The organism is Sphingomonas sp. (assembly GCF_017304615.1).
In the GTDB taxonomy this organism is placed as follows: Bacteria; Pseudomonadota; Alphaproteobacteria; order Sphingomonadales; family Sphingomonadaceae; genus Sphingomonas.
In genome coordinates this window covers 645585-671249 of sequence record NZ_JAFKLZ010000002.1, presented here as the reverse complement: position 1 = coordinate 671249, position 25665 = coordinate 645585, and the positions used below count along the sequence as shown (strand labels likewise).

General features: G+C 66.1%; 20 protein-coding genes and 4 pseudogenes. 16 read left to right on the top strand and 8 right to left on the bottom strand.

Annotated elements, in window-relative coordinates:
- Positions 1-47: 47 nt before the first annotated feature.
- The 3 genes from J0J06_RS11470 to J0J06_RS11460 are packed head-to-tail and all read right to left on the bottom strand — an operon-like array spanning position 48 to position 3567.
- Positions 48-2405, bottom strand: a complete 2358-nt coding sequence (locus J0J06_RS11470; protein WP_294042028.1) for a hypothetical protein — start codon at positions 2403-2405, stop codon at positions 48-50.
- On the bottom strand, positions 2402-2686 hold the full coding sequence (locus J0J06_RS11465) for a hypothetical protein (protein WP_294042026.1): 285 nt from the start codon (positions 2684-2686) through the stop codon (positions 2402-2404). The genes J0J06_RS11470 and J0J06_RS11465 overlap by 4 nt, the downstream gene beginning before the upstream one ends.
- 2 nt (positions 2687-2688) lie before the next feature.
- A complete protein-coding gene (locus J0J06_RS11460) occupies positions 2689-3567 on the bottom strand; it encodes a hypothetical protein (RefSeq protein WP_294042024.1) in 879 nt (292 codons plus the stop codon).
- Between the two features lie 577 nt (positions 3568-4144).
- Between J0J06_RS11460 and J0J06_RS11455 the strand changes: the two genes are divergently transcribed.
- The 3 genes from J0J06_RS11455 to J0J06_RS11445 all read left to right on the top strand — a co-directional run bounded on the left by J0J06_RS11455 (position 4145) and on the right by J0J06_RS11445 (position 8631).
- Positions 4145-6790 (top strand): MobA/MobL family protein, encoded by a 2646-nt coding sequence (locus J0J06_RS11455; RefSeq protein ID WP_294042023.1) that lies wholly within the window; start codon positions 4145-4147, stop codon positions 6788-6790.
- A gap of 206 nt (positions 6791-6996) precedes the next feature.
- Complete coding sequence (locus J0J06_RS11450) at positions 6997-7659, top strand: MobA/MobL family protein (protein ID WP_294042021.1); 663 nt, start codon at positions 6997-6999, stop codon at positions 7657-7659.
- Positions 7660-7734: 75 nt separating this feature from the next.
- The gene (locus J0J06_RS11445; protein WP_294042019.1) at positions 7735-8631 is read left to right on the top strand and encodes a 3'-5' exonuclease; all 897 of its coding nucleotides are present in this window, start codon (positions 7735-7737) and stop codon (positions 8629-8631) included.
- Positions 8632-8691: 60 nt separating this feature from the next.
- On the opposite strand, the gene J0J06_RS11440 is transcribed toward J0J06_RS11445, so the two are convergent.
- Positions 8692-9219: a hypothetical protein gene (locus J0J06_RS11440; RefSeq protein ID WP_294042017.1), complete on the bottom strand. Its 528-nt coding sequence runs from the start codon at positions 9217-9219 to the stop codon at positions 8692-8694.
- A 38-nt stretch (positions 9220-9257) separates the two neighbouring features.
- Here J0J06_RS11440 and J0J06_RS11435 point away from each other — a divergent pair.
- Positions 9258-9818 (top strand): annotated as a pseudogene (locus J0J06_RS11435) (IS3 family transposase); the annotation flags it as partial.
- 49 nt (positions 9819-9867) lie between these two features.
- Here the strand turns inward: J0J06_RS11435 and J0J06_RS11430 are convergent.
- Positions 9868-9978: pseudogene (locus tag J0J06_RS11430) on the bottom strand (IS481 family transposase); the annotation flags it as partial.
- Positions 9979-10046: 68 nt separating this feature from the next.
- On the opposite strand from J0J06_RS11430, the pseudogene J0J06_RS11425 reads away from it, so the two are divergent.
- Positions 10047-10259, top strand: a pseudogene (locus J0J06_RS11425) (IS3 family transposase); the annotation flags it as partial.
- 83 nt (positions 10260-10342) lie between these two features.
- On the opposite strand, the pseudogene J0J06_RS11420 reads toward J0J06_RS11425, so the two are convergent.
- Positions 10343-10474: pseudogene (locus tag J0J06_RS11420) on the bottom strand (IS91 family transposase); the annotation flags it as partial.
- Positions 10475-11082: 608 nt separating this feature from the next.
- Between J0J06_RS11420 and J0J06_RS11415 the strand changes: the two are divergent.
- The 3 genes from J0J06_RS11415 (at position 11083) to J0J06_RS11405 (ending at position 16044) form a co-directional block, all read left to right on the top strand.
- Positions 11083-14556: an indolepyruvate ferredoxin oxidoreductase family protein gene (locus tag J0J06_RS11415; protein ID WP_294042015.1), complete on the top strand. Its 3474-nt coding sequence runs from the start codon at positions 11083-11085 to the stop codon at positions 14554-14556.
- A gap of 325 nt (positions 14557-14881) precedes the next feature.
- On the top strand, positions 14882-15562 hold the full coding sequence (locus tag J0J06_RS11410; RefSeq protein WP_294042013.1) for a transposase: 681 nt from the start codon (positions 14882-14884) through the stop codon (positions 15560-15562).
- Positions 15559-16044, top strand: coding sequence for a transposase (locus J0J06_RS11405; RefSeq protein WP_294042011.1), 486 nt, complete (start codon positions 15559-15561; stop codon positions 16042-16044). The genes J0J06_RS11410 and J0J06_RS11405 overlap by 4 nt, the downstream gene beginning before the upstream one ends.
- Positions 16045-16549: 505 nt before the next feature.
- Here the strand turns inward: J0J06_RS11405 and J0J06_RS11400 are convergent.
- Both J0J06_RS11400 and J0J06_RS11395 read right to left on the bottom strand, forming a co-directional pair.
- Positions 16550-17332: a fumarylacetoacetate hydrolase family protein gene (locus tag J0J06_RS11400; RefSeq protein ID WP_294042008.1), complete on the bottom strand. Its 783-nt coding sequence runs from the start codon at positions 17330-17332 to the stop codon at positions 16550-16552.
- Positions 17333-17343: 11 nt separating this feature from the next.
- The gene (locus J0J06_RS11395) at positions 17344-18159 is read right to left on the bottom strand and encodes an SDR family NAD(P)-dependent oxidoreductase (protein WP_294042006.1); all 816 of its coding nucleotides are present in this window, start codon (positions 18157-18159) and stop codon (positions 17344-17346) included.
- Positions 18160-18272: 113 nt separating this feature from the next.
- Between J0J06_RS11395 and J0J06_RS11390 the strand changes: the two genes are divergently transcribed.
- From J0J06_RS11390 to dmpG, 8 genes are read left to right on the top strand one after another with little or no spacing between them, the layout of a single operon-like run.
- Entirely contained in the window at positions 18273-19109 is an 837-nt protein-coding gene (locus J0J06_RS11390; RefSeq protein ID WP_294042004.1) for an alpha/beta hydrolase, read from the top strand.
- Positions 19106-19387 carry a hypothetical protein gene (locus J0J06_RS11385; RefSeq protein WP_294042002.1) on the top strand — a complete coding sequence of 94 codons (282 nt, stop codon included), beginning with the start codon at positions 19106-19108 and terminating at the stop codon, positions 19385-19387. Before J0J06_RS11390 ends, J0J06_RS11385 begins: the two co-directional genes overlap by 4 nt.
- The gene (locus J0J06_RS11380) at positions 19387-20211 is read left to right on the top strand and encodes a protocatechuate 3,4-dioxygenase (RefSeq protein WP_294042000.1); all 825 of its coding nucleotides are present in this window, start codon (positions 19387-19389) and stop codon (positions 20209-20211) included. Before J0J06_RS11385 ends, J0J06_RS11380 begins: the two co-directional genes overlap by 1 nt.
- Entirely contained in the window at positions 20208-21569 is a 1362-nt protein-coding gene (locus tag J0J06_RS11375; RefSeq protein ID WP_294041999.1) for an SRPBCC family protein, read from the top strand. Before J0J06_RS11380 ends, J0J06_RS11375 begins: the two co-directional genes overlap by 4 nt.
- Positions 21566-22108, top strand: a complete 543-nt coding sequence (locus J0J06_RS11370) for a 3-phenylpropionate/cinnamic acid dioxygenase subunit beta (protein ID WP_294041997.1) — start codon at positions 21566-21568, stop codon at positions 22106-22108. Before J0J06_RS11375 ends, J0J06_RS11370 begins: the two co-directional genes overlap by 4 nt.
- Positions 22105-23694, top strand: coding sequence for an AMP-binding protein (locus J0J06_RS11365; protein ID WP_294041995.1), 1590 nt, complete (start codon positions 22105-22107; stop codon positions 23692-23694). The genes J0J06_RS11370 and J0J06_RS11365 overlap by 4 nt, the downstream gene beginning before the upstream one ends.
- Positions 23691-24629, top strand: a complete 939-nt coding sequence (locus tag J0J06_RS11360; protein ID WP_294041993.1) for an acetaldehyde dehydrogenase (acetylating) — start codon at positions 23691-23693, stop codon at positions 24627-24629. The genes J0J06_RS11365 and J0J06_RS11360 overlap by 4 nt, the downstream gene beginning before the upstream one ends.
- Positions 24626-25654: a 4-hydroxy-2-oxovalerate aldolase gene (gene dmpG, locus J0J06_RS11355; protein ID WP_294041991.1), complete on the top strand. Its 1029-nt coding sequence runs from the start codon at positions 24626-24628 to the stop codon at positions 25652-25654. The genes J0J06_RS11360 and dmpG overlap by 4 nt, the downstream gene beginning before the upstream one ends.
- Positions 25655-25665: the final 11 nt, after the last annotated feature.

Below are 25665 nucleotides of genomic sequence, written 5' to 3'. Positions count from 1 at the left end.
TTGATGCCGCCGGATGATGTGCGGCAGCGACGACAGTCGTCGGCCCGTCAAGGAACGTGGGCGTGGTCGTCAGTAATACCGGCGAGCCCGGTCCAGAACGGTACCAGGATACGACGGCGCAGCGCCGTGGGGATTGGCATGCCGAACAATACCGGCATCGCGTCGCCGACCGCCTGTACCTCGCGCGCGATCAGCCCGGCGTGGACGATATTGCTCAGCGCCAGTGGCTGCCACATCGGCGCGCCATGGGCGATCCAGTCGTGGACCGGCGTGTCGATCCCCGGGCAGAACCAGATCGCCGGGATACCGGTCTGCGCGACCGGCGTCACTGCGGTAAGGCGCAGGCGCCCGGACAGGACGCCGGCGAGCGGCTGGTCGTCGCTCGTATCGGTCCAGCTGCGCGCGCGATCGACCATGCGGCGCAGCGTCCTGCCCGGGTCCTTCTGTGCCTTGCGGATCTCGGCGGCCCGGCGGCGGATGCGGCCGCCAGCATCGCCGCGGTCGCCGGTATGGCTGACGTTGCGTTCGTCGAACCGGCGCAGTTCGTGGGTAGCGGGTGTGCGGGTGACGACCGATGCGGTCCGCCAGGCGGCATCGTTGCCGTCGGTGGGTTCGTCGAGCGACTTGAGGATCGACCGGAGCAACTCGCGATGGGCGGCGGTGGCGCTGTCACCGGCAAACGGGTTGCCACCGACCTTGAGGTTGCGACGCTGCGCGTCGGCGGCGCTGGTGAAACGGTTGAACCCCGGTCCGCGCAATTCGCCGGGAAACACGTCCGTCAGCCCGGCGGTGAGGACGTCGCCCACCACCAGTCCCATGTAGCGGGGCAGGTCACGGTGGTAATCGGCGGTGGCGTAGACCGACTTGGCGAGTTCGGTCTCAGTGACCGTCGTCATCGTCGCCGGATCGTACATAGCGTGCTCAAAGTCCCAGCTGAGACGCCCCGTCTGCAATGTGGGAAGCGGATGACGGGCATCGAAGCTGCGGCCATCCAGCAGCGCCTTGATCATGTGATGCGACAGCGCGCTGCTGGCGAGCCAGAACCCGGCGCGACTGTTAGAGCCAAGAGCGCTTAGTGCCTGGCTCGGATCGCCGTAGACTTGCTTGCCGCGCGTCGTATCCAGCCGACCGCCGGCGACGGGCTCACGGGTGCGATGCACCTGTTCGACCGCGATCTCGCGATGCCGGGCGATCTCGAACACCGCGGCTATCGCGCCGAGCGGCCCGCCGAACGTCAGCCGGAACGCGCCGGACGGCGCCGCCACCCAAGGGAGCGCCTCGAACAGCCGGTCGAGCCGGCGGGTGGCAACCAGCTTGTAAATAAGGTCGGTCCGGACACGAGCGAGCGCCGCGCCACGCGCTTGCGGGCTGGTGTCGTACAGACGGGTGAGATCGCCGGTCGTCTCGGTGTCCCATCGCTTCGGTTCTGCCGGCTCGGGCCCGGCCGCGATCGCGGTCTCCAGCCGGTTCGAGAGATCGACCAGCTCGGTGGCGAACGTCGTGTCGAGCGGCGGGGGCTTACGCCCTTTGGTGGGCAGTGCACCGGTGATCCGCAGAACGCTTTCGCCGATCGCGTCGCCGACCGCGGTGAACAGGCCGATACTCTCGACGATATCGCGCGCATGATCGAGCGCGTGGCCGATCTTCCGTTCCCGGTCGACGGCGAGCCTCCGATCGCCGGCGGCGTCTTCGATCGCCCGGACGAACGAGCGTAGCCGCTGGATGATGGCGGCCTGCGCGTCGAGCACCGCGGGCCATTTCGCCTGGACTTGCGGATCGTGGGACGCTGCGCCGATTACGCGATCTAACGCGACAAGCATGTCGATCACCGCGCGCGCCGCCAGCAACACGCCGGTGTCGATCAGTGGTGATCCGCTCGCAGCGTCGGCCCTGAGCGCAAGCCACGCCGCACGCACTGCCGCTGCAGCCTGCCGCTCGACGACGATCAGCTTGCCCATCGCACCGCCGGTGAACAGGCGATCAAGCCAGTGCGCCAGCCAGCCGATCTCCCAGCCCGCGACCCGCCAGAACGCCGCTGGCGCATAACGGACGCCGGTGAGATCGTAGAGCCACGCCAGGATCTCGTCGCGGCTCTGCGGCCGGGTGATGTAGGGGTAGCCGGCATCGAGACTCAGGGCAGTGCCGGCACCGGCGAGCCAGGGGCCGATATCCGGTTCCCGGGTGCCGACGATCGCGGCCCCCATTCCCGCCGATGGCGGCCCGGGCAGTTCGCGCCAGGGAAGGAACGCCTTGGCCAGGTCCACACCCGGCGGCACCGTCGCGACCTGATCCGGCGACGCCGAGCCGTCGGGCAGGATCACCTCGGGCAGCCGGATGCGGCCGCGATGCGCGAGGCCCTCGATATCTTCGCGGCTGTCGCGGTGGAGTGCGCGATCTGGGGTCATGCTTCGTCCCCATCGAACGTTCGCACCAGTTCCCAGACGCCGATGATGTTGGCGCGCTGTCCCTCGACCGCGTCCCAACTCTCGACGATCTCGCGTAGGCGCTCGGCGTCGTTGGCGAGAGCGACGATCTCCGCTTCTCGCGGGAGCAGATGCTCGGGCCTCGCGGGATTGAAGCCGGTGAAGATCGCCTTGAGCTTTGCGCGCACGGTTTCGAGCTTGGTGCGATAGGGTGTGATGTCAGTGACCAGAACGCCTTCGACGGTGATGGTGCTGTCGGCCATCTTCACGCCTCCGGTTTCGAGAAGCGGAGATTCGCGTCATGGTCGCCGAGCCAGTTGGCGGCATGGCCGCGCGTGCGCTCGGCCGGCAAATCGACCCCGAGCGCCCGCGAGGTGGTGACGGCGAGATGACCCTGGCGCGACAGCGGCGGCTTCCACCGCCAGCGCCGGTCGGGGTTCGCCTGCTGGTGGGCCGCGAACCGCGCGCAGTCCTCATGATACCGCGCTTCGGCGTCGCGATGGAATGCGGCCGCACCGATCCGCGCCAAGCGCTCGCCGCCGGTCTCGATCACCGGGACCAGCAGCGCGCCGAACCGCTGGTCGTCCTGTCCGGCGGCAGCGCGCTCGAACCCGCGATGGAGCACCGCGAGCGGCAGGGCGTACAACCCGCGATGGCCATCGGCGTGGTGCGGCTCGACCCCGAACGCCATCGCGGCCTGGCCGAGCCCGAACTTCGGGCGCTTCAGCCAGAACGGATCGATACGCCCTTGTTGTAACAGCCCGAGGTCAGCCGCCAGCCGCTCGCCGGCGACTTCAAGCATCGGGTCCGCCTCGCACATGCTACGCAGGCGGGGCAGGAGGTCGGCGGGATCGGCATCGTCGTCGACGCGCGCGTCGGCGAGCCGGTCGAGTATGTCGCGCCAGTCAAGCGCGTGCACGCCGAGCACCGCGAGAATATGCCCGGCGCCGAACCCGCGCTCGTTGAGCATGCCGCCAGCGACATAGCCGGCGTAATGCGGATGATGGCCAAGCGCGACCTGTTCGGCATCGAGCGCCACGATCTCGGCGGCGGCCGTCTCACGGGCGATGTTCGCCTTGGCGATCAGCCGATCGATCGTCGCGACGAGCGCCTCGTCGCTGGCAGGTGGAATGGGCTTCTGCATCGATACGTCTCCTTCGAGACGCATCAGCCATGACGGGATGTAGCGCAGCGATGTCAGTCGCGGCTGAGCCTGCCCATGCCCGAGCGCGCGCGGCGACGATGCGGGAGGGTTCGGCAGGACGGCAATCATCGGGGCAGGCTCCGGCATAACGCCGGGCACGATGCCCAGCCCCGAGCTTATGGGTTGGTCGCCGGAAATTCGGTAGGCGAATCTGCATCGATCGCCCGCCGTGCCGACCTGCTGCCCAGGCGGGAGTGCCGTGGCTCCCGCACATGCCGATCGCCGATGGGTCGGACATGACCCTGCCGCGCGCCTATCTGTCCAGCCAATCGATCTACCAATATTGGCGGGGTGTGTCAGGTGATCAAGACAGCGCCGACGGATACGGGTCCAGCAGCGCGACAGTCTGGAAGGGGCATTCAGGATTTAGGGGCGGGGGGCGCATTAAATGAATTCGCCTTCGTCGAATTCGGGCGGCTCCGCCGGCCCTGTCCCACCCCCGCCCCCACCTGAGTTCTTTCTCGTCCTGCCCGACGGAAGTTGTATCCCTGCAACGCGTGAGAACCGCCGGATCATCATGCGCCAGATGCGATCCGAGGCGCGCAAACAGGCGAAGATCAAGCGGCACGAGAAGGCCCTCGAACTGCAGATGATGCTCGAGGATCGCGCCGCCGCGCGATCGTTGCAGCGGGAACTGGCCGAGCTTCATCGCGGCTCGATCCGATGGGCCGCACGGTTCAAGGTGCGGGCCGAGCCGAAGCGGCCGGAGAACAGCACGTCACCGGTCACCAAGCGCGTAATCGGCATCGCGATCAGGGGGACCGCAAGAGGTATAGATGCGCCGCGCCCCGCATCCTCCTGGGCGGTCGATGCGCTCGGCATGAGGGGCGTGATCTGGCAGCAGAGCTATCTAGGTCGCAAGTCGCCAGGCTTCCATAACGGCAAGGCGCGCGAGAACTGGGAATACATCGTCCGCGATGAGGCGGTACTGCTCGACGCGGCGGGCGAGCCTGTCATCATCAGCAACATGGGCGACGACTGGATCGAGATCGGCACTGCCTGGCAGGCGATGGAGGACGCCAGCACCCGCGCCAACGCCAAAATCCAGATGCTCGCCATCGCGCCGTTGGACAGCGACATGAGCGAAGCCGAGATGATCGCGGCGTTGCGCCACTTCTGCACGACCGTGCTGGACCCGCTCGGCCTCCCATATTCCGCCGCGATCCACGCGCCGCCCGCGCAAGGCGATCAACGCAACTTCCATCCGCACATCGCCTTCTCGCTACGACCGATGCGTCGGGTCGAGCCCTATTGCTGGGACGTCGCCGACGAGGTGTGCGGCGAACTCGACGGCCGCGATGGCGTTCAGATGCTTCGGCATCTTTGGTCGCATTCGACGTCGGAGGCAGCGGAGCAGGCGCAGAGCAACCGACGCTATACTGGTCTCGGCTATGGCGCGCGGCGGCTCGATCTCGATGTCGGCGAACATCTCGGCGAAGCCCGTGCCGCGATCGCCGCGCGAGGCGGTCATGTATGGGCGCACGAACGCAACCGGATCAAGGCAGCAAAGAACGTCGCGCGGCGGGCGATTCGCGACGCCGACCACAAGATCGCCGCCCTGACCAGGGTGCGCGACGCGGCGATCGAACGGATGGCGCGTCACGAGGAGGCGATCGTCCCGGCGAAGGTCTTCCGCGCTACTCCCCCGGTCGAACCCGCAGCCATCCGGACCGTAAAAGTGGTCGCGCCGTCAGCGAGCGCCCTCATATCTTCAGCGCCCGCCGTGCCGGCGAAGACCCTCAGTCCGGCGATCACCCACCGCCCTGCACGACCGGCGCTCGTCGCCAGGACCGGCACACCGGTCGAACCTTCGGCCTCGCTGACCCCGGCGTCGACGCCCCCCGCTGCGATCCGCCGGGAAGCGACACCGCCAGTCCGCCCGGCGGCGCGGCTTTCCGTGAGGAAGCGTGCGGTTCCGGCGGACCGCATGACCATCGGACGGGTCTTGACGCCGGCGGTGATCCGCATGCCGGCTATGCGCGTGCGGTTTGCCGCGCAATCTCTCATCACCGCGGTACCGACGACGGAAGCCCGCACTTTGACCGTCGCCCCGCGCCCGCGGCCGCGGGCGGAACTTGCGGTCACCCCGACCGTCACCACGGTATCCGCACCCATCGCATTCGATCTGCTCGATGCGTTGGCACGCGCCCGGAAAGCGCGGCTGCGCCGGCTGCGGCAGCGCGTAGCGGGCGAAGCCCTCCGGCAGGACGCGCTGCCGACGCTGGCCGCGACGACGACGCTCGAGACATTGCCGAGCCTCGATCGGCTCGTTGCCGAGGCGGTGTCGCGACCGCGCGCCGTGGACCGAAAAAACGAAGCGGACGCGGCCCGACTGGCGCGGTTGAAGGCCCTCGACCCCTATGTCGCCGATTACCGTCACGAGCACGGACAGGTCGAAACCGACTATCCGGCACTCGAGGCGATCGGGGTCGGGTGGGACTGGCTGGAGCAGCCGGGCGTGCAGCGCGGGCTTTGCGCGTTGCGCGCCGAACAGCAATTGGTGGTTGCCGAGCTCGCTCGCGAGGCGAAGGCGCGACCGCTGGCGTTTGCCAGGACCGGCTCGCGCTTCTGGCCGCGTGATCTGCCGCCGGACCAGCTCCGCCGGATCGATCGCTGGGCGACCGACCCGGGGTTCCAGCAGGATGTGGCGGCGATCCAGAAGGGCGTCGCGCGGACCCACGCCGGACGTGACGCCGATCGCGGGGCTTCCGCCGCTATCGGCCGCCATCCGGCGACGCTTGAACCTGCACGGGGGCTAGTCGAGTCGGGCGGCGAACGTCAGGGACCCGTCCCGGTATTTCAGGATGACGGCGTATATGTTCGCGTCCCGGCGTTCGATGCGACGGGCAGGCCGACCGATCAGTTGCTCATGCTGCTGATGCTGGCCGGGCGGCATCCCGACCGGATTCGTATCGCAACCGATGGTCGGCTGATGGCCATGCCCGGCAAGATCTCCATGCTGCCGGCGCTGCTCCATCCGTGGCGGAACCACGATCGCGTCGCCGCGCTGGTCACCGAAACGGCGCGCGCCAGCGCCGCCGCCGGTCACGCGGTCTGGCCGGCGAGCGTCGCCGCCGCTGTCCGTGCCTATGCCGATCGAGCGACCGGCAGTTCTCCGACCCGAAGCCAGCGATCGGACATCGACCGTGGCCCGGCGCGATAGTTACCTGGGGCACCCTTTATTTTGATCGATCGATGGAAAAGCGCGCCCCTACGCCAGGCATCGCGCCAGCAAAGGATAGCAGGGCAGAAAAGTCTGAAGTGAGCCGGAAGGTGATAGGAAAAATGCAGATAGCATTGATCCGTCCCTGACGGCTCCGCGCGTCGCAACGGCGACGCGCGATCTCAGCCTGAAAAGGAATACGTAGAATGTCCGACATCATCACCATGCCTCGCACCCGCGAGGCAGGGCGCAGCATCCTGCGCCCGCGTCCGCCGTTCAACGCGCGGCCCGTCTGCGCCGCAGGACGCGAGAGCCGGTCCACCGAGGGGCCGTACTCGACCCATTACACCGCCACCGCCAGCTACTTCTACATCAACCGGCTCAGCGGCAGCGACCGGTTCGGACCGGTGCCCGACGGTTATGTCGCGCGGGGCGATCTGGTCGCCAGCGGACGTTGCCATCCGCAGAAGCTGCCGCCGCGACTGCGCTCGGGCGATACGCTGTGGCGCGAGGCCGACGACGCGGCGGCCCTCGAGGGACCGCGTGCCATTTCAGCGACGCACATCGTCGCGGATCTGCCGCCCGATGCCGACCCGGCGCGCTGGTCGTGGCTCGTCGAGAAATATGCGTTCGATCATCTCGTCGATAAAGGGATGGTGGTAGATTGGGCTATCCACGCGCCCAAGGGCAATGGCGACAAGCCGTCGGCTCCGCCCCACATCCATCTGTTGGCCACGGCGAGGTTCTGGCGCCCGACCGGCCGGTTCGGATCGCGCCAGTGGCAGTGGCTCGCCAACGCCGATCAGCTCCGTACTGCCGAGGATGACTGGCTCCGCCTGATCGGGTTGCGATCCGCGACCGCTGCCTGACGTCCACCTTCAACGCAATCTGACGCCCGTCGCTCCGTGGAGCGGCGGGCGTTCGCGTATCCAGGGAACAGCATCATGTCCTTCTATCATCTCAATCCCAACCGCCGTGGCGAGCGCATGGCGCGCCGGATCGAACAACTTGACGACTATCGTGTGCTCCGCCGCCTGCCGCGCCCCGACGAAATGTGGTGCCGATCAATGCCGTCGTCAGACAACGTCATCAAGCTCGCGATCGTCGATTGCGAGACGACCGGACTCGATTCCGAGCGACACAAGATGATCGAGTTCGCGGTGGGGACGTTAACGATCGATGCGGATCATGGCGACGTAATCGACGTCACGCCGCCAAAATCATGGCTTGAAGATCCGGCCGAGGATTTATCGATCGAGATCGAACGGCTGACCCACATCACGTCCGACATGCTCATCGGCAAGTGGTTTCCGGATGCGGCAATCATGAAGGCGATGACGGGCGTCACGGCCACCGTAGCCCACAATGCCAGGTTCGATCGGGCGTTCACGACCAAGCGGTTCCCGGCGCTCGCCGACCTGCCCTGGATTTGCTCGATGAGCGAGGTGGATTGGTCGTCACTGGGCTGGAGTGGCGGACGAAGCATCGGCGCATTGCTTACCGGCGCTGGATTCTTCCTCCCCGACGCGCATCGTGCTGCCGCCGACGTCTGGGCGACGACGTGCCTGCTCGCATTCACCGCGCCCGATGGCCGGGCGATCGCAGCTCACATGGTCGAGACGGCGCGTCGACCGAGCGAGCGGCTCTATGCAAACCGTGCACCGTTCGAGTGCAAGGATGCTCTCAAGGCCGCCGGTTATCGCTGGTCGCCCGAACGTCGCGCTTGGTGGATCGAAGGCGACGAGGAACGCATTTCAAATGAGGCATGCTGGTTGCAGCAGCTTTCGCACCTGATTGCCCCTGTAGTCGAAACCCGAAATTGGCAAACGAGACACGCGTAGATGTAATCGAACCGCAAAGTCATTAGAATGACTAGTTGACTACATCTTTGTGTAACATCTCTAACTAACAATTTTGTCAATAAAACCGAGCGTTGTGCAATTCTCCAACAGTGTGCGGACTTTTGCCCTATCGAGGCCTCCCGGCACCTCCGCATCAATCTCCAGCTTCAGCGTCACTTCGCTGCCCGGGATCGTCGTGAGTTGCTCCACGATCGTTTCAACGATCTGATGGATTTCGCGCGCCGGTCGCTCGGCCGAGATCATGACGGTCCCGAAAAACCGGGTCGGCTTACGCTCCGGTGCCGGGGCATCCGGCGTTCCATCCGCAGGACCAGCGGCCGGGGGCACACCGTCTGGACTGGCGGGAGCGCCTGCAACGGGGGGCGGGCCGAGCTGCACCGGCGCCGGACGATGCGCTTCAGCGATGTCAGGTTTGATGATGACACTGTCGCTGTCGATCACAACGGCGGCGTTGGTGGCGCGCTCGATCGCCAGGCCCAGATAGGTGTCGGTCTTGTCGTCGCACCGCTCCGCATAGCCAAACGGCCCTGACAGCATTCCCGTAATGGCGGCCTGCACTGTCTTCACCAGCACAGCCTGGTTCTTAAGCCGGGGCAGGTAGGTGTAAGCGAGCGTTGGGCACACGGGCACCGATGGCGATCCCGCAGGAACCCAACCAGCGTTGGAGCCTCGACTTCGTGTCGGATGCATTGGCCTGCGGCCGGCGGTTCCGCTTGCTCAACGTCATCGACGATTACAGCCGGGAATGCCTGGCGTGCATCGTCGATACCTCGTTGTCAGGCCGGCGTGTCGTGCGCGAGCTGACCGCCATTGCCGAGCGGCGCGGGCTGCCGTGCATGGTGGTCAGCGACAATGGCACTGAGCTGACCAGCCATGCTGTCCTCGCCTGGTGCCAGGACACCGGCGTGGAGTGGCATTACATCGCTCCTGGCAAGCCGCAGCAGAACGGCTTTGTTGAATCGTTCAATGGTCGCTTGCGCGACGAATGCCTGAACGAGCACCTGTTCCCCTCGCTGGCTGCGGCGAGACGGATCATCGAGGCATGGCGGACGGACTACAACACCGTGCGTCCGCACAGCAGCCTTGGCGGCATGGCACCCGCCGAGTTTACCAACCGCCCCCGCCATGGGCATGAGGACACCGAAGCTAACTTACCAGCGGCCTGAAAACGGGGAGCAGGTCACAGGCGGTGTTTCGGTTACGGGGCTGCTCGGCGAACTGAATGCCATTGTCCGTCAGAATGGTGTGGATGCGGTAGGGTACGGCTTTCAGCAGGTGCTCGAGGAACTCCCAAGCTGTTCGCCTGTCAGCCTTGTCGATGAGCTGGCCCCCAAAATGACCTGACAGGGTCTCGCTCTTAGATAAGAGTGAGGCATATGACTGAGCATACGACCATCCGTGATCTGATGGTGGCCACCGTCGAACACCGCTTCGGCCCGGTGAACCGCCTAGCAGAGCCGATCGAATGGCTCACCGACAATGGCAGCCCCTACGTCGCTGGTGATACCCGCCGCTTCGCCCGCGCCATCGGCCTGGTGCCGCGGACAACGCCGGTCAGCTCTCCGCAGTCAAACGGTATGGCAGAAGCCTTCGTGCGCACCCTCAGGGCGACCCCGATCCAGACATCGTATGTGAAGAGGCTGCAATCTCATCATCAAAGAGGCGAAATGCAGCCGCCGCGATACACCATCTTGGCGTAGACCACCCAGCGCTTCTTCCGGGCCGGCGACAGGTGGTGGAGGAACGCGCGGCGCTCGGCGAGAGGCGCCATGCTGCGGAAGAAGCCGAGCTGGCGGGCATCGTGAAGGGCGAGCAGCCGGGTACCCGATCGCGCTCGCTCGATGGAGGGTCCTGAAGTTACGGAACTCGCCGATTTCCTCAACGACCTTCCATGGTGAGTCGAGAGGAGCGCGCTCGGCGATCTGTTCGGCGTCTCGGCGGTCCCGGGACTGTCGAGCGCAACCGGCCTGGTGCGGGAGGCGGACGAGGCCGCACTCATCGGGCGGATCGACGCATGCGACCTCGCGCCTTCCAGTTCCATCAATGGACCGGAAAGCGGATGCGCTTCAGACGGCGCCGCATGGACGGCTTCGACCGCGCGAGCGCCCGACCTGGCGCCACGCTCGGTATCCCCTCAGCGGCGAGGTCCGTCATGGGAAGGACACAGTATCGCCGATGGATCGTCCCCGCAGGTCGACCAAGTTCCGCAGTCTGTCCATCCGCAGCCGCTCCGCCCTGGCTCCTGCGGACGGGGCGCGCTGAATGGCGCAGGCCACCGCCACCGATGCCCTGATCAAGCGGCTCGGTGGAGTCTTGCATTCGGTTTTCGTGGGAGGGCGACAATTCCCGCCGTGCAGCATCGACAGCCGGCGAGCCCTTGCTCCATACTTGACCGCATGGTACGCGGGAATCCGGTATGAGAGGGATAGCATGTCATACGAAGTGGCGCTGAGCGACAAATACATGCTGGATCAGGGGCGCGTGTTCCTGTCCGGCACGCAGGCGCTGACCCGCGTACTCCTGTCCCAGCGGCGATCGGATGCGGCTCAGGGACTCAACACCGGCGGCTTTGTCTCGGGCTATCGCGGCTCGCCGCTGGGCTCGCTCGACACTGCCCTCTGGGCGGCGCGGGGCGCGCTGAAGGACGGGGGGATCGTCTTCCAGCCGGGCGTAAACGAGGAACTGGCCGCGACCGCCGTCTATGGTTCCCAGCAACTCGGCTTCTTTCCCGGCGCGCGCCATGACGGCGTGTTCGCCGCCTGGTACGGCAAGGGGCCCGGGGTCGACCGGGCCGGCGATGCGCTCAAGCACGGCAATCTCGCGGGGACTGCCGCGCTTGGCGGGGTGCTGGTCCTGGCCGGGGACGACCATTCGGCCAAGTCGTCGACGACCGCGCACCAGTCCGAACAGGCGCTCGTCGCCTCGCTGATCCCGGTGCTTTATCCCGCATCGGTTGCCGAATTCCTGGAATTTGGGGCGTTCGGGATCGCGCTGTCGCGATTTTCGGGGCTGTGGGCCGGCTTCAAGTGCATCAACGACACCGCCGACGCGACCGCGACCGCGTCGCTGGGCGATCCGCTGCGCCGCTGGCTCTGCCCCGAAGTGGAGATGCCCGCCGAGGGCCTCAACATCTTCCAGGGCGAATCGCAATTGTCGATGGAACGCCGGACGACCGATTTCCGACTGCCGGCGGCACAGGCGTTCATTCGCGCGAACCGGCTCGACCGGCTGCTGCGGGACGGTGATCGCCGGACGCTCGCCATTGTCACCGCCGGGAAGGCCGCGCTCGATGTGATCGAGGCGCTGAATCAGCTCGGCCTGAACGACGCGCGCTGCCGCGCGCTCGGCATCCGCGTGCTGAAGCTGGCGATGACCTGGCCCGTCGAGCCGGACGTGACCAGGGCCTTCGCGCGCGGGCATCGCCAAGTGCTGGTGGTGGAGGAGAAGCGCGCGTTCATCGAACCGCAAGTCGCCTCGCTGCTGTATCACCTCGATGCCGGCGAGCGCCCGGTGCTGACCGGAAAGGCCGACGCGACCGGCCGCCCGTTGCTTCCTCAGAACGGGGAACTCGGCCCCACCGAGATCGGCGCGGTCCTGTTCGGCCAGCTCGAGGCGCTCGGCCTTGTCGACGAGCCGCTGCGGGCGCGCCGCGCGGAGATTGAGGCTAGGCTCGCGGCGGGAAGCGCGGCGTTGACGCCGTTCAACCGCATGCCGTTCTTCTGTTCCGGGTGTCCGCACAACACGTCGACCGTCGTGCCCGACGGATCGGTCGCGCTGTCCGGGATCGGCTGCCACGTGATGGCGGCGATGATGCCGCATCGCAAGCACGTCTGGCCGGTGCAGATGGGGGGCGAGGGGGCCAATTGGATCGGCGTCGCCCCGTTCACGGACACCCGGCATATTTTCCAGAATCTGGGCGACGGGACCTACCATCACTCCGGTTCGCTGGCTGTCCGGGCCGCGGTGTCGGCGGGTATCGGCATCACCTACAAGCTGTTGTTCAACGATGCGGTGGCGATGACGGGCGGCCAGCCCGTCGAGGGGCAAATGACGCCGTGGCAGATCGCGTCCGAGCTGTTGCAGGAGGGGGTGCGCAAGGTCGTGGTCGTCGCCGACGATCCCGACAAATATCCCTCCACAGTGCGTTTCCCGGACGGCGTCGCGATCCGCCCGCGCGAGGAGCTGGACGCCGTGCAGCGCGACCTCGCCACGATCGACGGCGTGACCGTGCTGATCTATGATCAGGTGTGCGCGGCGGAGAAGCGCCGTCGCAGAAAGAAGGGGACCTTCCCCGACCCGGCAAAGCGGATCTTCGTCAACGACCTGGTGTGCGAGGGATGCGGCGACTGTTCGGTCAAGTCGAACTGTGTCAGCGTACAGCCCCTCGAAACCGAATTCGGCCGCAAGCGTCAGATCGACCAGTCGAACTGCAACAAGGATTTCAGCTGCATCAACGGGTTCTGCCCGTCCTTCGTGACGGTCAGCGGCGGCAACCTGAAGGGGCGTGCAGCCGCCGCCCCGGCGGCTGCGATTCCGCCGCTGCCCGCCCCGCCGCCGCCCGTCGAAGGCGCGCTCGCGATTCTGATCGCGGGGATCGGCGGCACCGGCGTCGTCACCATCGGCGCCGTGCTGGGGATGGCGGCGCATCTCGACGGCAAGTCCGCAAGCATCATCGACGTGACCGGCTTGTCGCAGAAGAACGGGGCGGTGTTCAGCCATCTGCGGATCGCGCCGAGCGATGACGCCATCGCGGCGGCGCGCATTCCGATCGCCGGCGCGGAGTTGCTGCTCGGTTGCGACATGATCACCGCGGGCGGGGCCGAGGCGATGGCGCTGGTTCAGCCTGGGCACACGCGCGGCGTCATTAACGAAAATCTTACTCCCACGGCGGCCTTCACGATCGACACCGGCATAGACTTTGCCGGCGCGCAGACGCTGCGACGGTTGCGCGAAGTGCTGGCCGCGGATTCCGCGTTCGTCGACGCCACGCGGGTCGCGGCCCGCCTGATGGGAGACGCCATCGGCGCGAACATGTTCGTCGTCGGGGTCGCGCTGCAGCGTGGCCTGCTGCCGGTATCGCTGGCGGCGGTGGAACGCGCGATCACGCTAAACGGCGTCGCGGTCGACTTCAACCTGCGCGCCTTCGCGCTGGGCCGGCTGGCCGTGGTCGAGCCCGGCGCCATCGAGGCGCAGCTCGGTGACCAAGTTGCCGCGGTTGCAGAGGGATCGCTCCGGCTGTCGACGGATACCGGCGACGCGATCGAGCGGCGAGCTGCTCTTCTCGCCGACTATCAGAATGCGGCCTATGCCGCGCGTTTTGGTCGGAAGATCGCGGCGATCGCCGCGGCAGAGGCCAGGGTGGCGCCAGGCCGCACCGAGCTCAGCGACGCGGTGGCGCGAAACCTGTTCAAGCTGATGGCATACAAGGACGAATATGAGGTCGCCCGGCTCTATACGTCCGGTGAATTCCGCGCGAAGCTGGGCGAGCAGTTCACCGGCGATTACCGCGTGTCCGTCCATCTCGCGCCGCCATTGTTCGCGCGCAAGGATCCGTTGACGGGGTTGCCGCGAAAGCGAGAGTTCGGGCCGTGGATGCTGGCCGCCTTCGGCCTGCTGGCGCGGGCGAAGCGGCTGCGTGGAACCGCGTTCGACCCGTTCGGCCGTACCGCCGAACGGCGGATGGAACGCCAGTTGGTTCGCGATTATGAGGCGGTGCTCGACAGCATCGCGACCCATCTCGACCCCGTGAAGTACGACGCGGCGGTGGCGCTGGCCCGTTATCCGGACAAGATCCGCGGCTATGGCCATATCAAGGACCGGTCGGTGCCCGGCGCCCTCGCCGAGCGCGACAGCCGGCTCGCCGCGTTCCTCGTACCGATCGAGGAACTCCAGGCGGCCGAATGATCGGCCGCCGGACATCGCCGTTCTTAAAGTCGGGGCCGCTGTAGTTGAGGCGCCGGCGGCCTGCACCGGTCGTCCGGTGCATCGGAGACGAAGCGCGCTTCGATCGCGGCGGCGCAGGACAGTAGATCCGCCAAATGCCGCTCGGCGATTTCTCCGGGCGCCACGACGCGCCGAAAGAAGATGATATTGATGGCGCCCAGGACCCGCCCATCGCTGCGGATCGGAACCGCGATCGCGCCGACGTCGGAATCTGGAGAAGCTATGGGGCGAGCGGCGGCGGTATGGCACCATCGTCGTTCGATAGAAGCGACAGATAAGGTGCCCCATGACCAAGGTTAACGATTTGAGCCGTTCGCTTGTCTCGTTTGAGCAGAATAGCAGCGTGACGGTCGTTGTCGAAATGAGTGCATCGAGCTGGCTGGTGGCGGGACAGGTTCCCCGTCTCGACCGCCAGCCCCTGAAGAAGTTGGAACCGGATCCAGCCGCGCTGCTGCGTCTCGTGGAACGTTGGCGCGACGAGGCGGTGAAGGCGGGCAGGACGATCAAGCGGGTCGCGCTGGCCTTTGGGGCGGGACGCGACGGGTTCTGGCTGGCGCGGTGGCTGCGGGCACGCGACATCGAGGTGCATGTCATCCATTCGACCAGCGTTGCGGTGTCGCGCGAGCATCGCCGTGCGAAGACCGACCGGTTGGAGACGGCGATGCTGACGCGCGTTTTCCTGGGCTGGTTGCGCGGCGAGCGCGGGCATTGTGGGATGGTCGTGATCCCGACACTCGAGGAAGAAGATGCCAGGCGCCCGAGCCGTGAGCGGGAAAGTCTGGTGGTCGAGCGCACGCGGATCATCAACCGCATCAAGGCGATCCTGGCGTGGCTCGGGATCCGCGGCTTCAATCCCAAATTGCGCAAAGCGGTGGAGCGCCTGACGCGCTGCGGACACCGGACGGTGTACCGCTGCCACCGAACACGATTGACGAACTGCGGCGCGATATGGCTCGACTCACCATGATCCGCGAGCAGATCAAGGTGATCGAGGAGGCACGCCTCGCGCGTCTGGAACAGGCCCCCGCGACGGGGCCACATGCGATGGTGCGTCTGATCGTCAGCGTCGTTGGCATCGGCGTCGAGACCGCCGACATGCTGGTGCAGGAGGTGCTATCCCGCAACCTGCGCGACCGACGGGCGGTGGCCCGCTATGCGGGGCTCACCGGCGCGCCTGACGAAAGTGGCTCCAAGCGACGCGAGAAGGGATTGGCGAAGACAGGCAACGCCCGCGTACGCCGCGGGCTGATCCAGCTCGCATGGCGCTTCCTGCGGTTCCAGAACGACAGCGCGCTCGCCCAATGGTACCGGGCGCGAACGGAGGGCCCGAGCGGTACGCGCAAAACGAAGATGATCGTAGCGCTCGCCCGCAAGCTGCTCATCGCGTTGTGGCGCGTGGTCACGATCGGCGAAATCCCGGTTGGCGTCACGCTGCGACAGCCGGCCTGAGCAGGTCTGCGAGGAAACCAAACAAGCAGGTCGACGTACGGTCGTTTTTCTGACCGGCCGTCGATGATCCGAGGTGGTGGTGACCCGAACAGAAACCTGGCTCCGATGCCCGTCTGGAGAATGGGCCCGCCGCCTCGGAGCCTTGCCGCCGAAGCGAATGGATGCTTCATGGTCGGGATCCAGCACGATCCCACCGAATACAAGGCCGCGGCGCATGTGGTGCGCGCGATGGTGGGCTCCCCTCGGATCCTCTCAAATCAGGCGGGGCTATCGACTCGTCGGGATCGGCAACGCAAAAAAGCAGGAAAGTGGCAGCCGCGTGATGGCTTGACAAACAAATCCCCATACAAGGGTTCTGTGAGGTCGCGCACCGCGCCAAGATCGTCGCTCACCGCCGCGCGACCTCACAGAACCCTCCAGATTCCGATGAGCGGCATTCCAGGAATATGGAGCGATGTGCGAGGGATTCTGATATTGCGCGTTTTGGAGGCAGCCGGCAGAGCGATTAATCGGCGCAGTCGACGACGAGGTCGGCGAAACCGGACATGGCGAGCCGGTAATGGCGGCCGGCCGTCATCGGCGCCAGAGGTCCGAACGCCCCCGACAGCACGATGTCGCCGGCGGCAAGGGGACGGCCGACCTCGACCATCTTGCGCGCCAGCCATGCCAGCGCCGTCACCGGGCTGCCCAAGCAGGCGGTTGCCGGACCATGTGACACCCGCACGGCGTCCTCGAAGAGTTCCATCGTGAGGGCGTCGATCACGGCGCGGTCGAACGGACGGCGGTCGTCGCCGATGGCGTAGCGCGCGGAGGATGCGTTGTCGGCCACGGTATCGGCGATCCTGATCTGCCAGTCTCGGACGCGGCTGCCGACGATCTCGATCGCGGGCGCCATCCACTCGACCGCATCGCTCACCGCGGCTTCGTCGACCGCGGGATCGGTCAGCGCGCGGCGGATGCCGAAGGCCAACTCACCCTCCGCGCGCGGCTGCGAAACGCTCGCCGCCGCGAAGGCGCCGCCGGGCGCGACCGCCATGTCGGCGAACAGCATGCCGAAATCGGGCTCGCCAACCCCGAGCTGGGCCTGGACCGCAGGCGAGGTAAGGCCGATCTTGCGGCCGACCAATTGTCGGCCTTCAGCGATCCAGTGCGCTGTGTTGATCTCCTGGATTTGATAGGCAATCAGGCGGTCGTTGGGCACCAGCCGGTCGGCGACTGGGTCGATTGCGCCTGTGTGATAGGCCTCGCGCAACTCCAGCGCGGCACGGTGGACAGCATCCTCGGTCATTCTTCCTCCTGTCAGATCCTCGCCAGCAACCCGCCATCGCTGACGATGACGGTGCCGGTCATGCCGCGCGAGTTATCCGCCGATGCGAGCAGCACGTAGGCGCCGGTATGGTCCTCCGGGGCGGCCGCGAATCCCAGTGGGGTGGCCGCTCCAACTGCCGCGACGATGCGATCGTCATCTTCCAGCCGGCGTCCGGCGCTGCCCAACGAATCGATCCCCGACAAACCGGTCACGGTGCCGCCCGGTGCCACGCCGTTGACCCGCACGTCGGGCGCCCATTCATGAGCGAGCTGGTAGACGAGGCCGCGCACCGCGAACTTGCTCGCGGTATACAGCGCCCCGCCGCCGCCGCCGCGGAAACTGGCCGTGGAGCAGGTCATCACAAGGCTGCCTCGGACCTCCTTCAAATGCGGGTAGGCTTCGCGAGCCATCAACGCGTGCGACCGCACGTTAATTGCGAACATCTCGTCGTGCGCGGCCATGCAGTCCTCGGGCGAAAGACGGTCGAGCCGCTTGTGCCAATCGAATACTCCGACGTTCGAGATGACGGTGTCGAGGCGCCCGAAGCTGGTGATTGCGGCGGCTACGGCGCGAGCGTTGGCGTCCGGAAGCGAGGCGTCGCCCGCCACCGACGTGCAGGCCGAACCGAGCTCTGCCCGCAGCGTCGCGAGCCCTCTCTCGGCGCGGTCAACAGCGACTACGCGCGCTCCCTCGGCCACAAATCGCACAGCGACCGCTCGACCGATGCCAGACGCGGCACCGGTGACGATCACCACCCGTCCTTCAAGCCACCCCATGCGCATCCTCCTGCCGATCAACATACGCATTGGTACTGTCTGTGGCAATCTCCGACAATGCGAATGAAACCCTGTCAGTCAGATTTGACTTGGAAATTTGGCGATGCTAGGCACAATACCATAAAGTATGGAGAGGCGTTGCCATGGTACTTCCCGACTTCGGCCGCACCATTACAATTGGTGGCGTGACCACCAACTATCACGAAGCAGGCGCCGGCCGCGCGGTCTTGTTGCTGCACGGCTCCGGGCCGGGTGTGACGGCCTGGCAGAACTGGCAGCGAATCATTCCCCGACTGGCGGAGCGCTATCGTGTCATAGCTCCCGACATTGTAGGTTTCGGCTTCAGCCCCAAGCCCGAGGGTGAGAAGCCTGGCATCAAGCTATGGCTAGCGCACCTCGTTGGCATCCTTGATGCGCTCGAGATCGAGGAGGCGACGCTGGTTGGCAACAGCTTCGGCGGCGCCCTGTCGCTGGCCATGATGGCGCGCCATGCGGATCGTGTCCGCGCTTTGGTGCTCATGGGGACGCCCGCAGGCGAGTTCGAGCAAACCGGGGGCCTGGCGGACAGTTACGCTTTCGAGCCCAGCTTGGAAAATATGGGCGCAATGATGCGCCGTTTCCCGTTCGACCCCGCGATCGTTACCGACGAAATGGTCGCTGCGCGTTACGCGGTAGCGCGGCATAATGCCGGGCTCGAGACCATACGCGAACTTCAACCTCGGCCGACGGAGGGCAAACCGGCGACCGTACGCGGCGTTCCGCTCGATCAACTGGAAGCCATCGATGTGCCGACGCTGGTTCTGCACGGTCGAGAGGATCGCATGATCCCGCTCGACGTCGCGGTCCGGGCACATCGCCACATTGCCAATTCGCAGCTGCATGTGTTCGGCCAGTGCGGCCACTGGGTGCAGTTGGAGCGCGAGGAGGAATTTCTGGCGCAGGTCTTCATGTTCCTTGCAGCAACGGAGTCGCCGCGATGAGCCTCAACGCTGTCGAGCAATGTGTATTCGACCTTGGTAATTCGGGCCGGGTACGCAAAGGCTACGCCGCTGAACCCGAGGCCTTCCTCGCGCGCTATGCCCTGAGCGAAGGGGAGAAGACACTGATCCGCGATATGGACGTAGCCGAACTCTTCCGGCGCGGCCTGAACCCAATGCTCCTGATGGGATTCTATATGAGTTTTCATGGGCCCGCGTCGATGGCTGACTATCTGCGCAAGATGCCGACCCTTGCATCGACGCTCGGCACGGGAGAGTAATGATGGGCAAGATAGTCGGCGGCTTCATGATGCCGCACGATCCGACGGTCTTTATTAATCCCAAAAAGCTGGACAACAGCCACCTGATGGACGCGTACGCCGAAATCCGGCGCCGTATCGTTGCGCTCGGGGCGACCTCCGCAGTGATCGTCGGCGCCGATCATTACATCCTGTTCACCCCGAAATGCCTCCCGCAGATCCTGATCTGCCTGGGTGAGCTCAGTGGGCCTGTGGACCAACTGCCGGGACTGCCCGGCCGTCCGATCCCGCACAATGCCGCGCTTGCCGGGTACATCTTCGATCATGCCCAGGATGTCGGGTTCGATCTGGCGGTCGCGCGGTCGCTCGGCGTGGATCACGCCATCGGGGCGCCGGCTCACCTCTGCCTGCCGGAGGACGGCTCGGTGAAGACGGTGGCGGTTTATATGGCAAGCGGCGTCGCGCCCTACCTGCGGCTGCGCCGCGCGCACGCATTCGGCGCGATGGTGAAGGCTGCGGTCGAGGCCGCGAACGACGAAGAGCGCGTCGTGGTGCTGGGTAGCGGCGGCATCAGCCACTGGGTCGGCACGGGCGAGATGGGACGTACCAACCCGGCGTTCGATCGAATGGTGCTCGATGCCATAGTCGCGGGCGACGCGGACTCGCTGCTCGCTCTGACCGACGAGGAAATCCTGCGCGAAGGAGGCAATGGCGCGATGGAGATACGGCATTTCCTGGCCGTGATGGGCGCGATGCCCGGCGGCTCGGGCGAGGTGATCGCCTATGACGCGTGGGAGGGTGCAGTGACCGGCCTGGGTTTCGCTCAGATGAGACCGGCGGCATGACCACGCCGCTAGGGCAGGGCATTACGCCGGCGGAGCTGCCGCGCGACCGGGCGCCGGCCCCGGATTCCGCACCGCTCGATGCCGCGACGATACGGGCGATGGTCGACGGCGAACAGGGCTGGATCGATCGGCGGATCTTCTGGGATTCCCAGGTCTATGCGCTGGAGATGGAACGTATCTTCGCGCGCTGCTGGATCTTCGTGGCGCATGACAGCCAGATCCCGGAGGTCGGCGATTTCGTCACGACCTATGTGGGTGAGGACGCCGTCATCGTCGCGCGGGCCCGCGACCGCCGGGTGCATGCCTTCATCAATTCGTGCAGCCACCGCGGCAACCGCGTGTGCTTCGCCGAGGCAGGCAGCGCGCGACGGTTCACCTGCAACTTCCATGGCTGGTCCTATGCGCTGGACGGGTCGCTGTCCGGGGTGACGGCCGAGGAACTTTACAAGGACAACCCCACCTTCGACCGCAGCAAGCTCGGGCTGCACAAGGCGCGGGTCGAGAGCCATGGCGGCATGCACTTCGCGTGCTTCGACCCGGAGGCGCCCTCGCTCGCGGACTATCTCGGCGACTTCCGCTGGTATCTCGACGTGCTGCTCGACAACGACGACGGCGGGATCGAATTCGTTGACGGCAACATCAAGTCGCGGCTGAAATGCAACTGGAAGTTCCCGGCGGAAAATTTCGTCGGTGACGCGTATCATGCGACCTGGACGCACAGCTCGGCATTGCAAGCGCTGTTCGGCGGCGTGCCGACCATGAAGCCGGATCGATCGTTCCAGGTCAACGCCAACGGGCACGGCTGGGAATTCGGGCTCGACTTCATCGGCAACGCGGCGACCCTGTGCGAGCCTGAGATCGTCGACTATCTGCGCGAGAACGAAGCCAGGTTCGCCGAACGTCTGGGCAAGATGCGGAGCCGGATGGTCGGCTCGCTCAGTTCCGCGACGGTGTTCCCCAATCTGTCCTTCCTTGCCGGGCACAACACCTTTCGCACCTGGAACCCGAAGGGCCCGGCCGAGACCGAGCTTCACACCTGGGTGTTTCTCAACCGCAGCGCGCCGGACAGCCTAAAGGAAAAATACCGGCGTGGCGTCATGCTAACGTTCTCGCCGGCGGGGATCTTCGAGATGGATGACGGGGAGAATTTCGAGCATTGCACCGCGTCGAACGCGGGCGTGGTCACGCGCCGTCGCAAGCTGCATACCGGCCTTGGCCTCGGATCGGAGGTCGACCACCCCGAACTGAAGGGGCATGTGCACCGCAACCAGGTGAACGAGGCCAATCACCGCGCTTTCTATCAGCGCTGGAGTGACCTTATGACCGCACCCCGCTGGTCGGACGTGCCGGCACGATGAGCGGCATCGAAGGCAATGCGGGTACCGCCCGCGTCGACCGCGACCTGGCGTTCGAGATCGAGCAGTTCCTCTATCGCGAGGCGCGGCTGCTCGACGAGGAGCGCTATGACGAGTGGCTGACGATGATGGCGCCCGACATCCATTACTGGATGCCTGGGATTCAGGCCCGCTATCGCGCCGACAAGGGAGACGTGATCAGCCGGACGCGAATGGCGTTTTTCGATGATGACCTGGATTATCTCACCAAGAGGGTCGATCGCGCCAAGCAGACCACCGCCTGGGCCGAGGATCCGCCAACGCGACATTTCCATATGGTGGGTAACGTCGAGGTCGAGCGGACGGATAAACCGAATGAATGGGTGGTTCATTCTCTCGTCCACAATCTGCGCCATCGTAACGAGGCAGAACAGCAAACGCTGACAGCTCGCCGCCAGGACCTCGTCCGCCGGGGCGAATCGGGTGAATTGAAGCTCGCACGTCGGCTAATACGCCTGCAGCAGACGGTATTGCAGGCAAAGAATATCAACACATTCTTATGAGCGGTGTGATGGATCCTGATGCGGAGCAGTCGCAGCCGAATCACGACGAAGTATTCGGTCGCGCCGATTTCGGGACGGTTGTCGACATGTTCTGGGATGCGGTCGACGTCGCGGGCGGTCACATCGCCCTGATCGAAGGCGAACGGACGCTGAGTTACCGCGACTACGGTGCTGCCGTCGCCGCGCTGGCGGCGCGGCTGGCTGCGATCGGCGTGTCGCGTGAGAGGGTCGCGATCCTGGTGCCAAATTCGATCGAGGCGAACGTCGCGATCTACGCGGCGCTGGCCGCCGGCGCGCAGGTCGCGCTGCTCAATCCTGGCTATGGCGCGGATGAACTGGCGCCGCTCATCGACATCGCCCGGCCCAAGGTCATCATTGCCGGGGCCGACGGCGCGCGGGCGGCGCGCGGGCTCGCCGCTGCGCACCGCATTGACCACGTGCTGGCGGTCGGCGAAGGTGACCTGTCAACACCGGCGCTGGTGGCGCAGGCCGCCACGAGGCCGGCGGTGAGGATCGACCGCGGCGATCTGGCCACCTTGCTTTTCACCGGCGGCACCACCGGCGTGCCGAAGGGCGTCGATCGCCCCCACGGCACCCTGGTCGAGATAGTCCACGGGATGCATCAGGCGTGGCCGACCCGCATCGACCAAGAGGTATGGCTGAATGTCGCGCCGGTGTTCCACGTCTGGGGTTCGCTGATGGGGTGCCTCAATCCTGTCTATTGCCGCAGCCCCGTCGTGATCATATCCCGCTACCAGCCCGACCTGGTCCTTGCCGCGCTGGAACGGCACCGGGTGACGGTGTTCAGCGGCGGGCCTGCCGCGATCTATGTCGGCCTCCTTGCCGCAGCGGGAATCGATCGCACCGACCTGTCGTCGCTGCGCATCTGTCCCGGCGGCGGATCGCCGTTCCTGATGGAGACGCTGACCACCTGGTATGCGCGAACTGGGGTTCCGATCCTCGAAGCCTTCGGCATGACCGAAGGCGGGCCAATCTGCGCCAACCCGACCGACGGCACCCACAGGTTCGGCACCGTCGGGCGGCCGCTGCCAGGGCTCGAGGTTTCGATCGCGGCGCTCGACGATCCGGAGCGCACGGTGCCGACGGGCGAACTGGGCGAGATCCGCATCCGTGGATCGCGCGTCGTCCACGCCTATCGCGGGCAGGGCGCGGGGCGGGCGGATGGCTGGCTGTACACCGGGGATGTCGGCGTGTTCGACGCCGACGGCTATCTCCGGCTGGTCGACCGGACCAAGGACATGCTGATCGTCGGTGGCTTCAACGTCTACCCGCGCGAGATAGAGGAAGTGCTGGCGCGCCATCCCGCTGTTGCCGAAGCGGCCGTGGTGGGGACGCCCGACGCGCGCAAGGGCGAGGTGCCCGTGGCCTTCGCGCGGCTGCGCGACGGGGCAACGGCCAGCCCCACCGCCCTCGCGGACTACTGCGCCGCCCAACTGGTCGCGTACAAGCGTCCGCGTTCGGTGACGCTGATGAATATGATTCCCAAGACCCCTGCCAACAAGATCTGCCGCAAGACGCTCGCAGCCCTTGCGGCGGGCCAGCAGCCAACGGGAGAGAGCGAGTGAGCAGGATCAAGGCGGCCATCATCGGCTCGGGCAACATCGGCACCGACCTGATGATCAAGATGCTGAAACGGCCGGGAAATATGGAACTGGTCGCGATGGTGGGCATCGACGCCGGTTCCGAAGGGCTTGCGATGGCAAGGGAGCGCGGCGTGGCGACCACGCACGACGGGATCGACGGACTGGTGGTGATGGACGCCTATCCGGACATCGGGATCGTGTTCGATGCGACCTCCGCCTATGCGCACCGCGATCACGACGCCGTGCTGCGCCGTGACGGCAAGCAGGTGATCGACCTGACGCCGGCCGCAATCGGCCCGTTCACGGTGCCGACGGTCAATATCGACGAGCACCAGGACGCACCCAACGTCAACATGGTGACCTGCGGCGGTCAGGCGACGATCCCGATGGTCGCCGCGGTCAGCCGGGTCGCGCGGGTCCGCTATGCCGAAATCGTCGCGTCCGTGTCGTCGCGCTCGGCGGGGCCGGGAACGCGCGCCAACATCGACGAATTCACGCGCACGACCGCGCGCGCCATCGAGGTCGTCGGCGGGGCCGAGCGCGGCAAGGCGATCATCATCTTGAATCCCGCAGAGCCCCCGATGATCATGCGCGACACTGTGTTCACGCTGTCGGACATGGCGAACGAGGATGCGGTGCGCACTTCGGTCGCGACGATGGTGGCGGCGGTACAGCGTTACGTCCCCGGCTATCGCCTGAAACAAGAAGTGCAGTTCGAACGGTACGGCGCGAACCGGCCGCTCGTCATCCCAGGACAGGAGGATTTCGTGGGCCTGAAGACGGCGATCTATCTGGAGGTGGAGGGCGCGGGCGACTACCTGCCCAGCTATTCGGGCAATCTCGACATCATGACCGCATCGGCCCAGGCCACCGGCGACGCAATCGCCGCGCGCAAGCTTCGGGCGGCAGCGGCATGACCCGCGATCCCGATCGGCGGCTCTATATCCAGGACGTGACGCTGCGCGACGGCATGCACGCCGTCCGCCACATGTACACGCTCGATCATGTCCGCGCGATCGGCCGGGCGCTCGACGAAGCGGGGGTCGATGCGATCGAGATTGCGCATGGCGACGGTCTTTCGGGCGCTTCCCTGAACTATGGGTTCGGCGCGCAGACCGATTGGGAATGGATCGCAGCGGTCGCCGACGTGGTGGAGCGTGCCGTGCTGACCACGCTGATCCTGCCCGGCATCGCGACGGTGGACGAACTGCGGCGGGCCTACGAACTCGGCGTCCGCTCGGTGCGGGTGGCGACGCATTGCACGGAGGCGGACGTCGCCCGGCAGCATATGCGGATCGCGCGCGACCTCGGCATGGACGTGTCGGGCTTTCTGATGATGAGCCACATGATCGATGCCGAGGCGCTCGCGCAGCAGGCGCTGGTGATGGAAAGCTGCGGCGCGCACTGCGTATATGTCACCGATTCCGGCGGTGCGCTGGACATGGACGGGGTGGCCGACCGGCTCCGCGCCTATGATCGCGTGCTCAAGCCGGAGACCGAGCGCGGGATGCACGCGCACCACAATCTCGGGTTGGGCGTCGCCAATTCGATCGTCGCTGCCCAGGAAGGCGCAGTGCGGATCGACGCCAGCCTGGCCGGGATGGGCGCTGGTGCCGGCAACGCGCCCTTGGAAGTGTTCATCGCTGCGATCGATCGTAAGGGATGGCAACACGGCTGCGACGTGATGAAGCTGATGGATGCCGCAGAGGAACTGGTCCGCCCGCTCCAGGATCGGCCGGTTCGGGTCGACCGCGAAACCCTGACGCTGGGATATGCGGGGGTCTATTCCAGCTTCCTGCGTCATGCCGAAAAAGCGGCTCTCGAATATGGTCTCGATACCCGCGAGATCCTGGTGGAACTCGGCCGTCGCAAGATGGTCGGTGGCCAGGAAGACATGATCATCGACGTCGCGCTCGACATGCTCAAGGCCCGCGTGGCCTAATCGAAAGACCC

Excerpts from the sequence above, each read along its gene's own strand:
- J0J06_RS11450 (WP_294042021.1), top strand. The coding sequence starts at position 6,997 with ATGTCCGACATCATCACCATGCCTCGCACCCGCGAGGCAGGGCGCAGC.
- J0J06_RS11395 (WP_294042006.1), bottom strand. The coding sequence starts at position 18,159 with ATGCGTATGTTGATCGGCAGGAGGATGCGCATGGGGTGGCTTGAAGGA.
- J0J06_RS11405 (WP_294042011.1), top strand. The coding sequence starts at position 15,559 with ATGATCCGCGAGCAGATCAAGGTGATCGAGGAGGCACGCCTCGCGCGT.
- J0J06_RS11415 (WP_294042015.1), top strand. The coding sequence starts at position 11,083 with ATGTCATACGAAGTGGCGCTGAGCGACAAATACATGCTGGATCAGGGG.
- J0J06_RS11370 (WP_294041997.1), top strand. The coding sequence starts at position 21,566 with ATGAGCGGCATCGAAGGCAATGCGGGTACCGCCCGCGTCGACCGCGAC.
- J0J06_RS11455 (WP_294042023.1), top strand. The coding sequence starts at position 4,145 with ATGCGCCAGATGCGATCCGAGGCGCGCAAACAGGCGAAGATCAAGCGG.
- J0J06_RS11410 (WP_294042013.1), top strand. The coding sequence starts at position 14,882 with ATGACCAAGGTTAACGATTTGAGCCGTTCGCTTGTCTCGTTTGAGCAG.
- J0J06_RS11365 (WP_294041995.1), top strand. The coding sequence starts at position 22,105 with ATGAGCGGTGTGATGGATCCTGATGCGGAGCAGTCGCAGCCGAATCAC.
- J0J06_RS11445 (WP_294042019.1), top strand. The coding sequence starts at position 7,735 with ATGTCCTTCTATCATCTCAATCCCAACCGCCGTGGCGAGCGCATGGCG.
- J0J06_RS11460 (WP_294042024.1), bottom strand. The coding sequence starts at position 3,567 with ATGCAGAAGCCCATTCCACCTGCCAGCGACGAGGCGCTCGTCGCGACG.
- J0J06_RS11400 (WP_294042008.1), bottom strand. The coding sequence starts at position 17,332 with ATGACCGAGGATGCTGTCCACCGTGCCGCGCTGGAGTTGCGCGAGGCC.
- dmpG (WP_294041991.1), top strand. The coding sequence starts at position 24,626 with ATGACCCGCGATCCCGATCGGCGGCTCTATATCCAGGACGTGACGCTG.
- J0J06_RS11465 (WP_294042026.1), bottom strand. The coding sequence starts at position 2,686 with ATGGCCGACAGCACCATCACCGTCGAAGGCGTTCTGGTCACTGACATC.
- J0J06_RS11390 (WP_294042004.1), top strand. The coding sequence starts at position 18,273 with ATGGTACTTCCCGACTTCGGCCGCACCATTACAATTGGTGGCGTGACC.
- J0J06_RS11380 (WP_294042000.1), top strand. The coding sequence starts at position 19,387 with ATGATGGGCAAGATAGTCGGCGGCTTCATGATGCCGCACGATCCGACG.
- J0J06_RS11470 (WP_294042028.1), bottom strand. The coding sequence starts at position 2,405 with ATGACCCCAGATCGCGCACTCCACCGCGACAGCCGCGAAGATATCGAG.
- J0J06_RS11375 (WP_294041999.1), top strand. The coding sequence starts at position 20,208 with ATGACCACGCCGCTAGGGCAGGGCATTACGCCGGCGGAGCTGCCGCGC.
- J0J06_RS11385 (WP_294042002.1), top strand. The coding sequence starts at position 19,106 with ATGAGCCTCAACGCTGTCGAGCAATGTGTATTCGACCTTGGTAATTCG.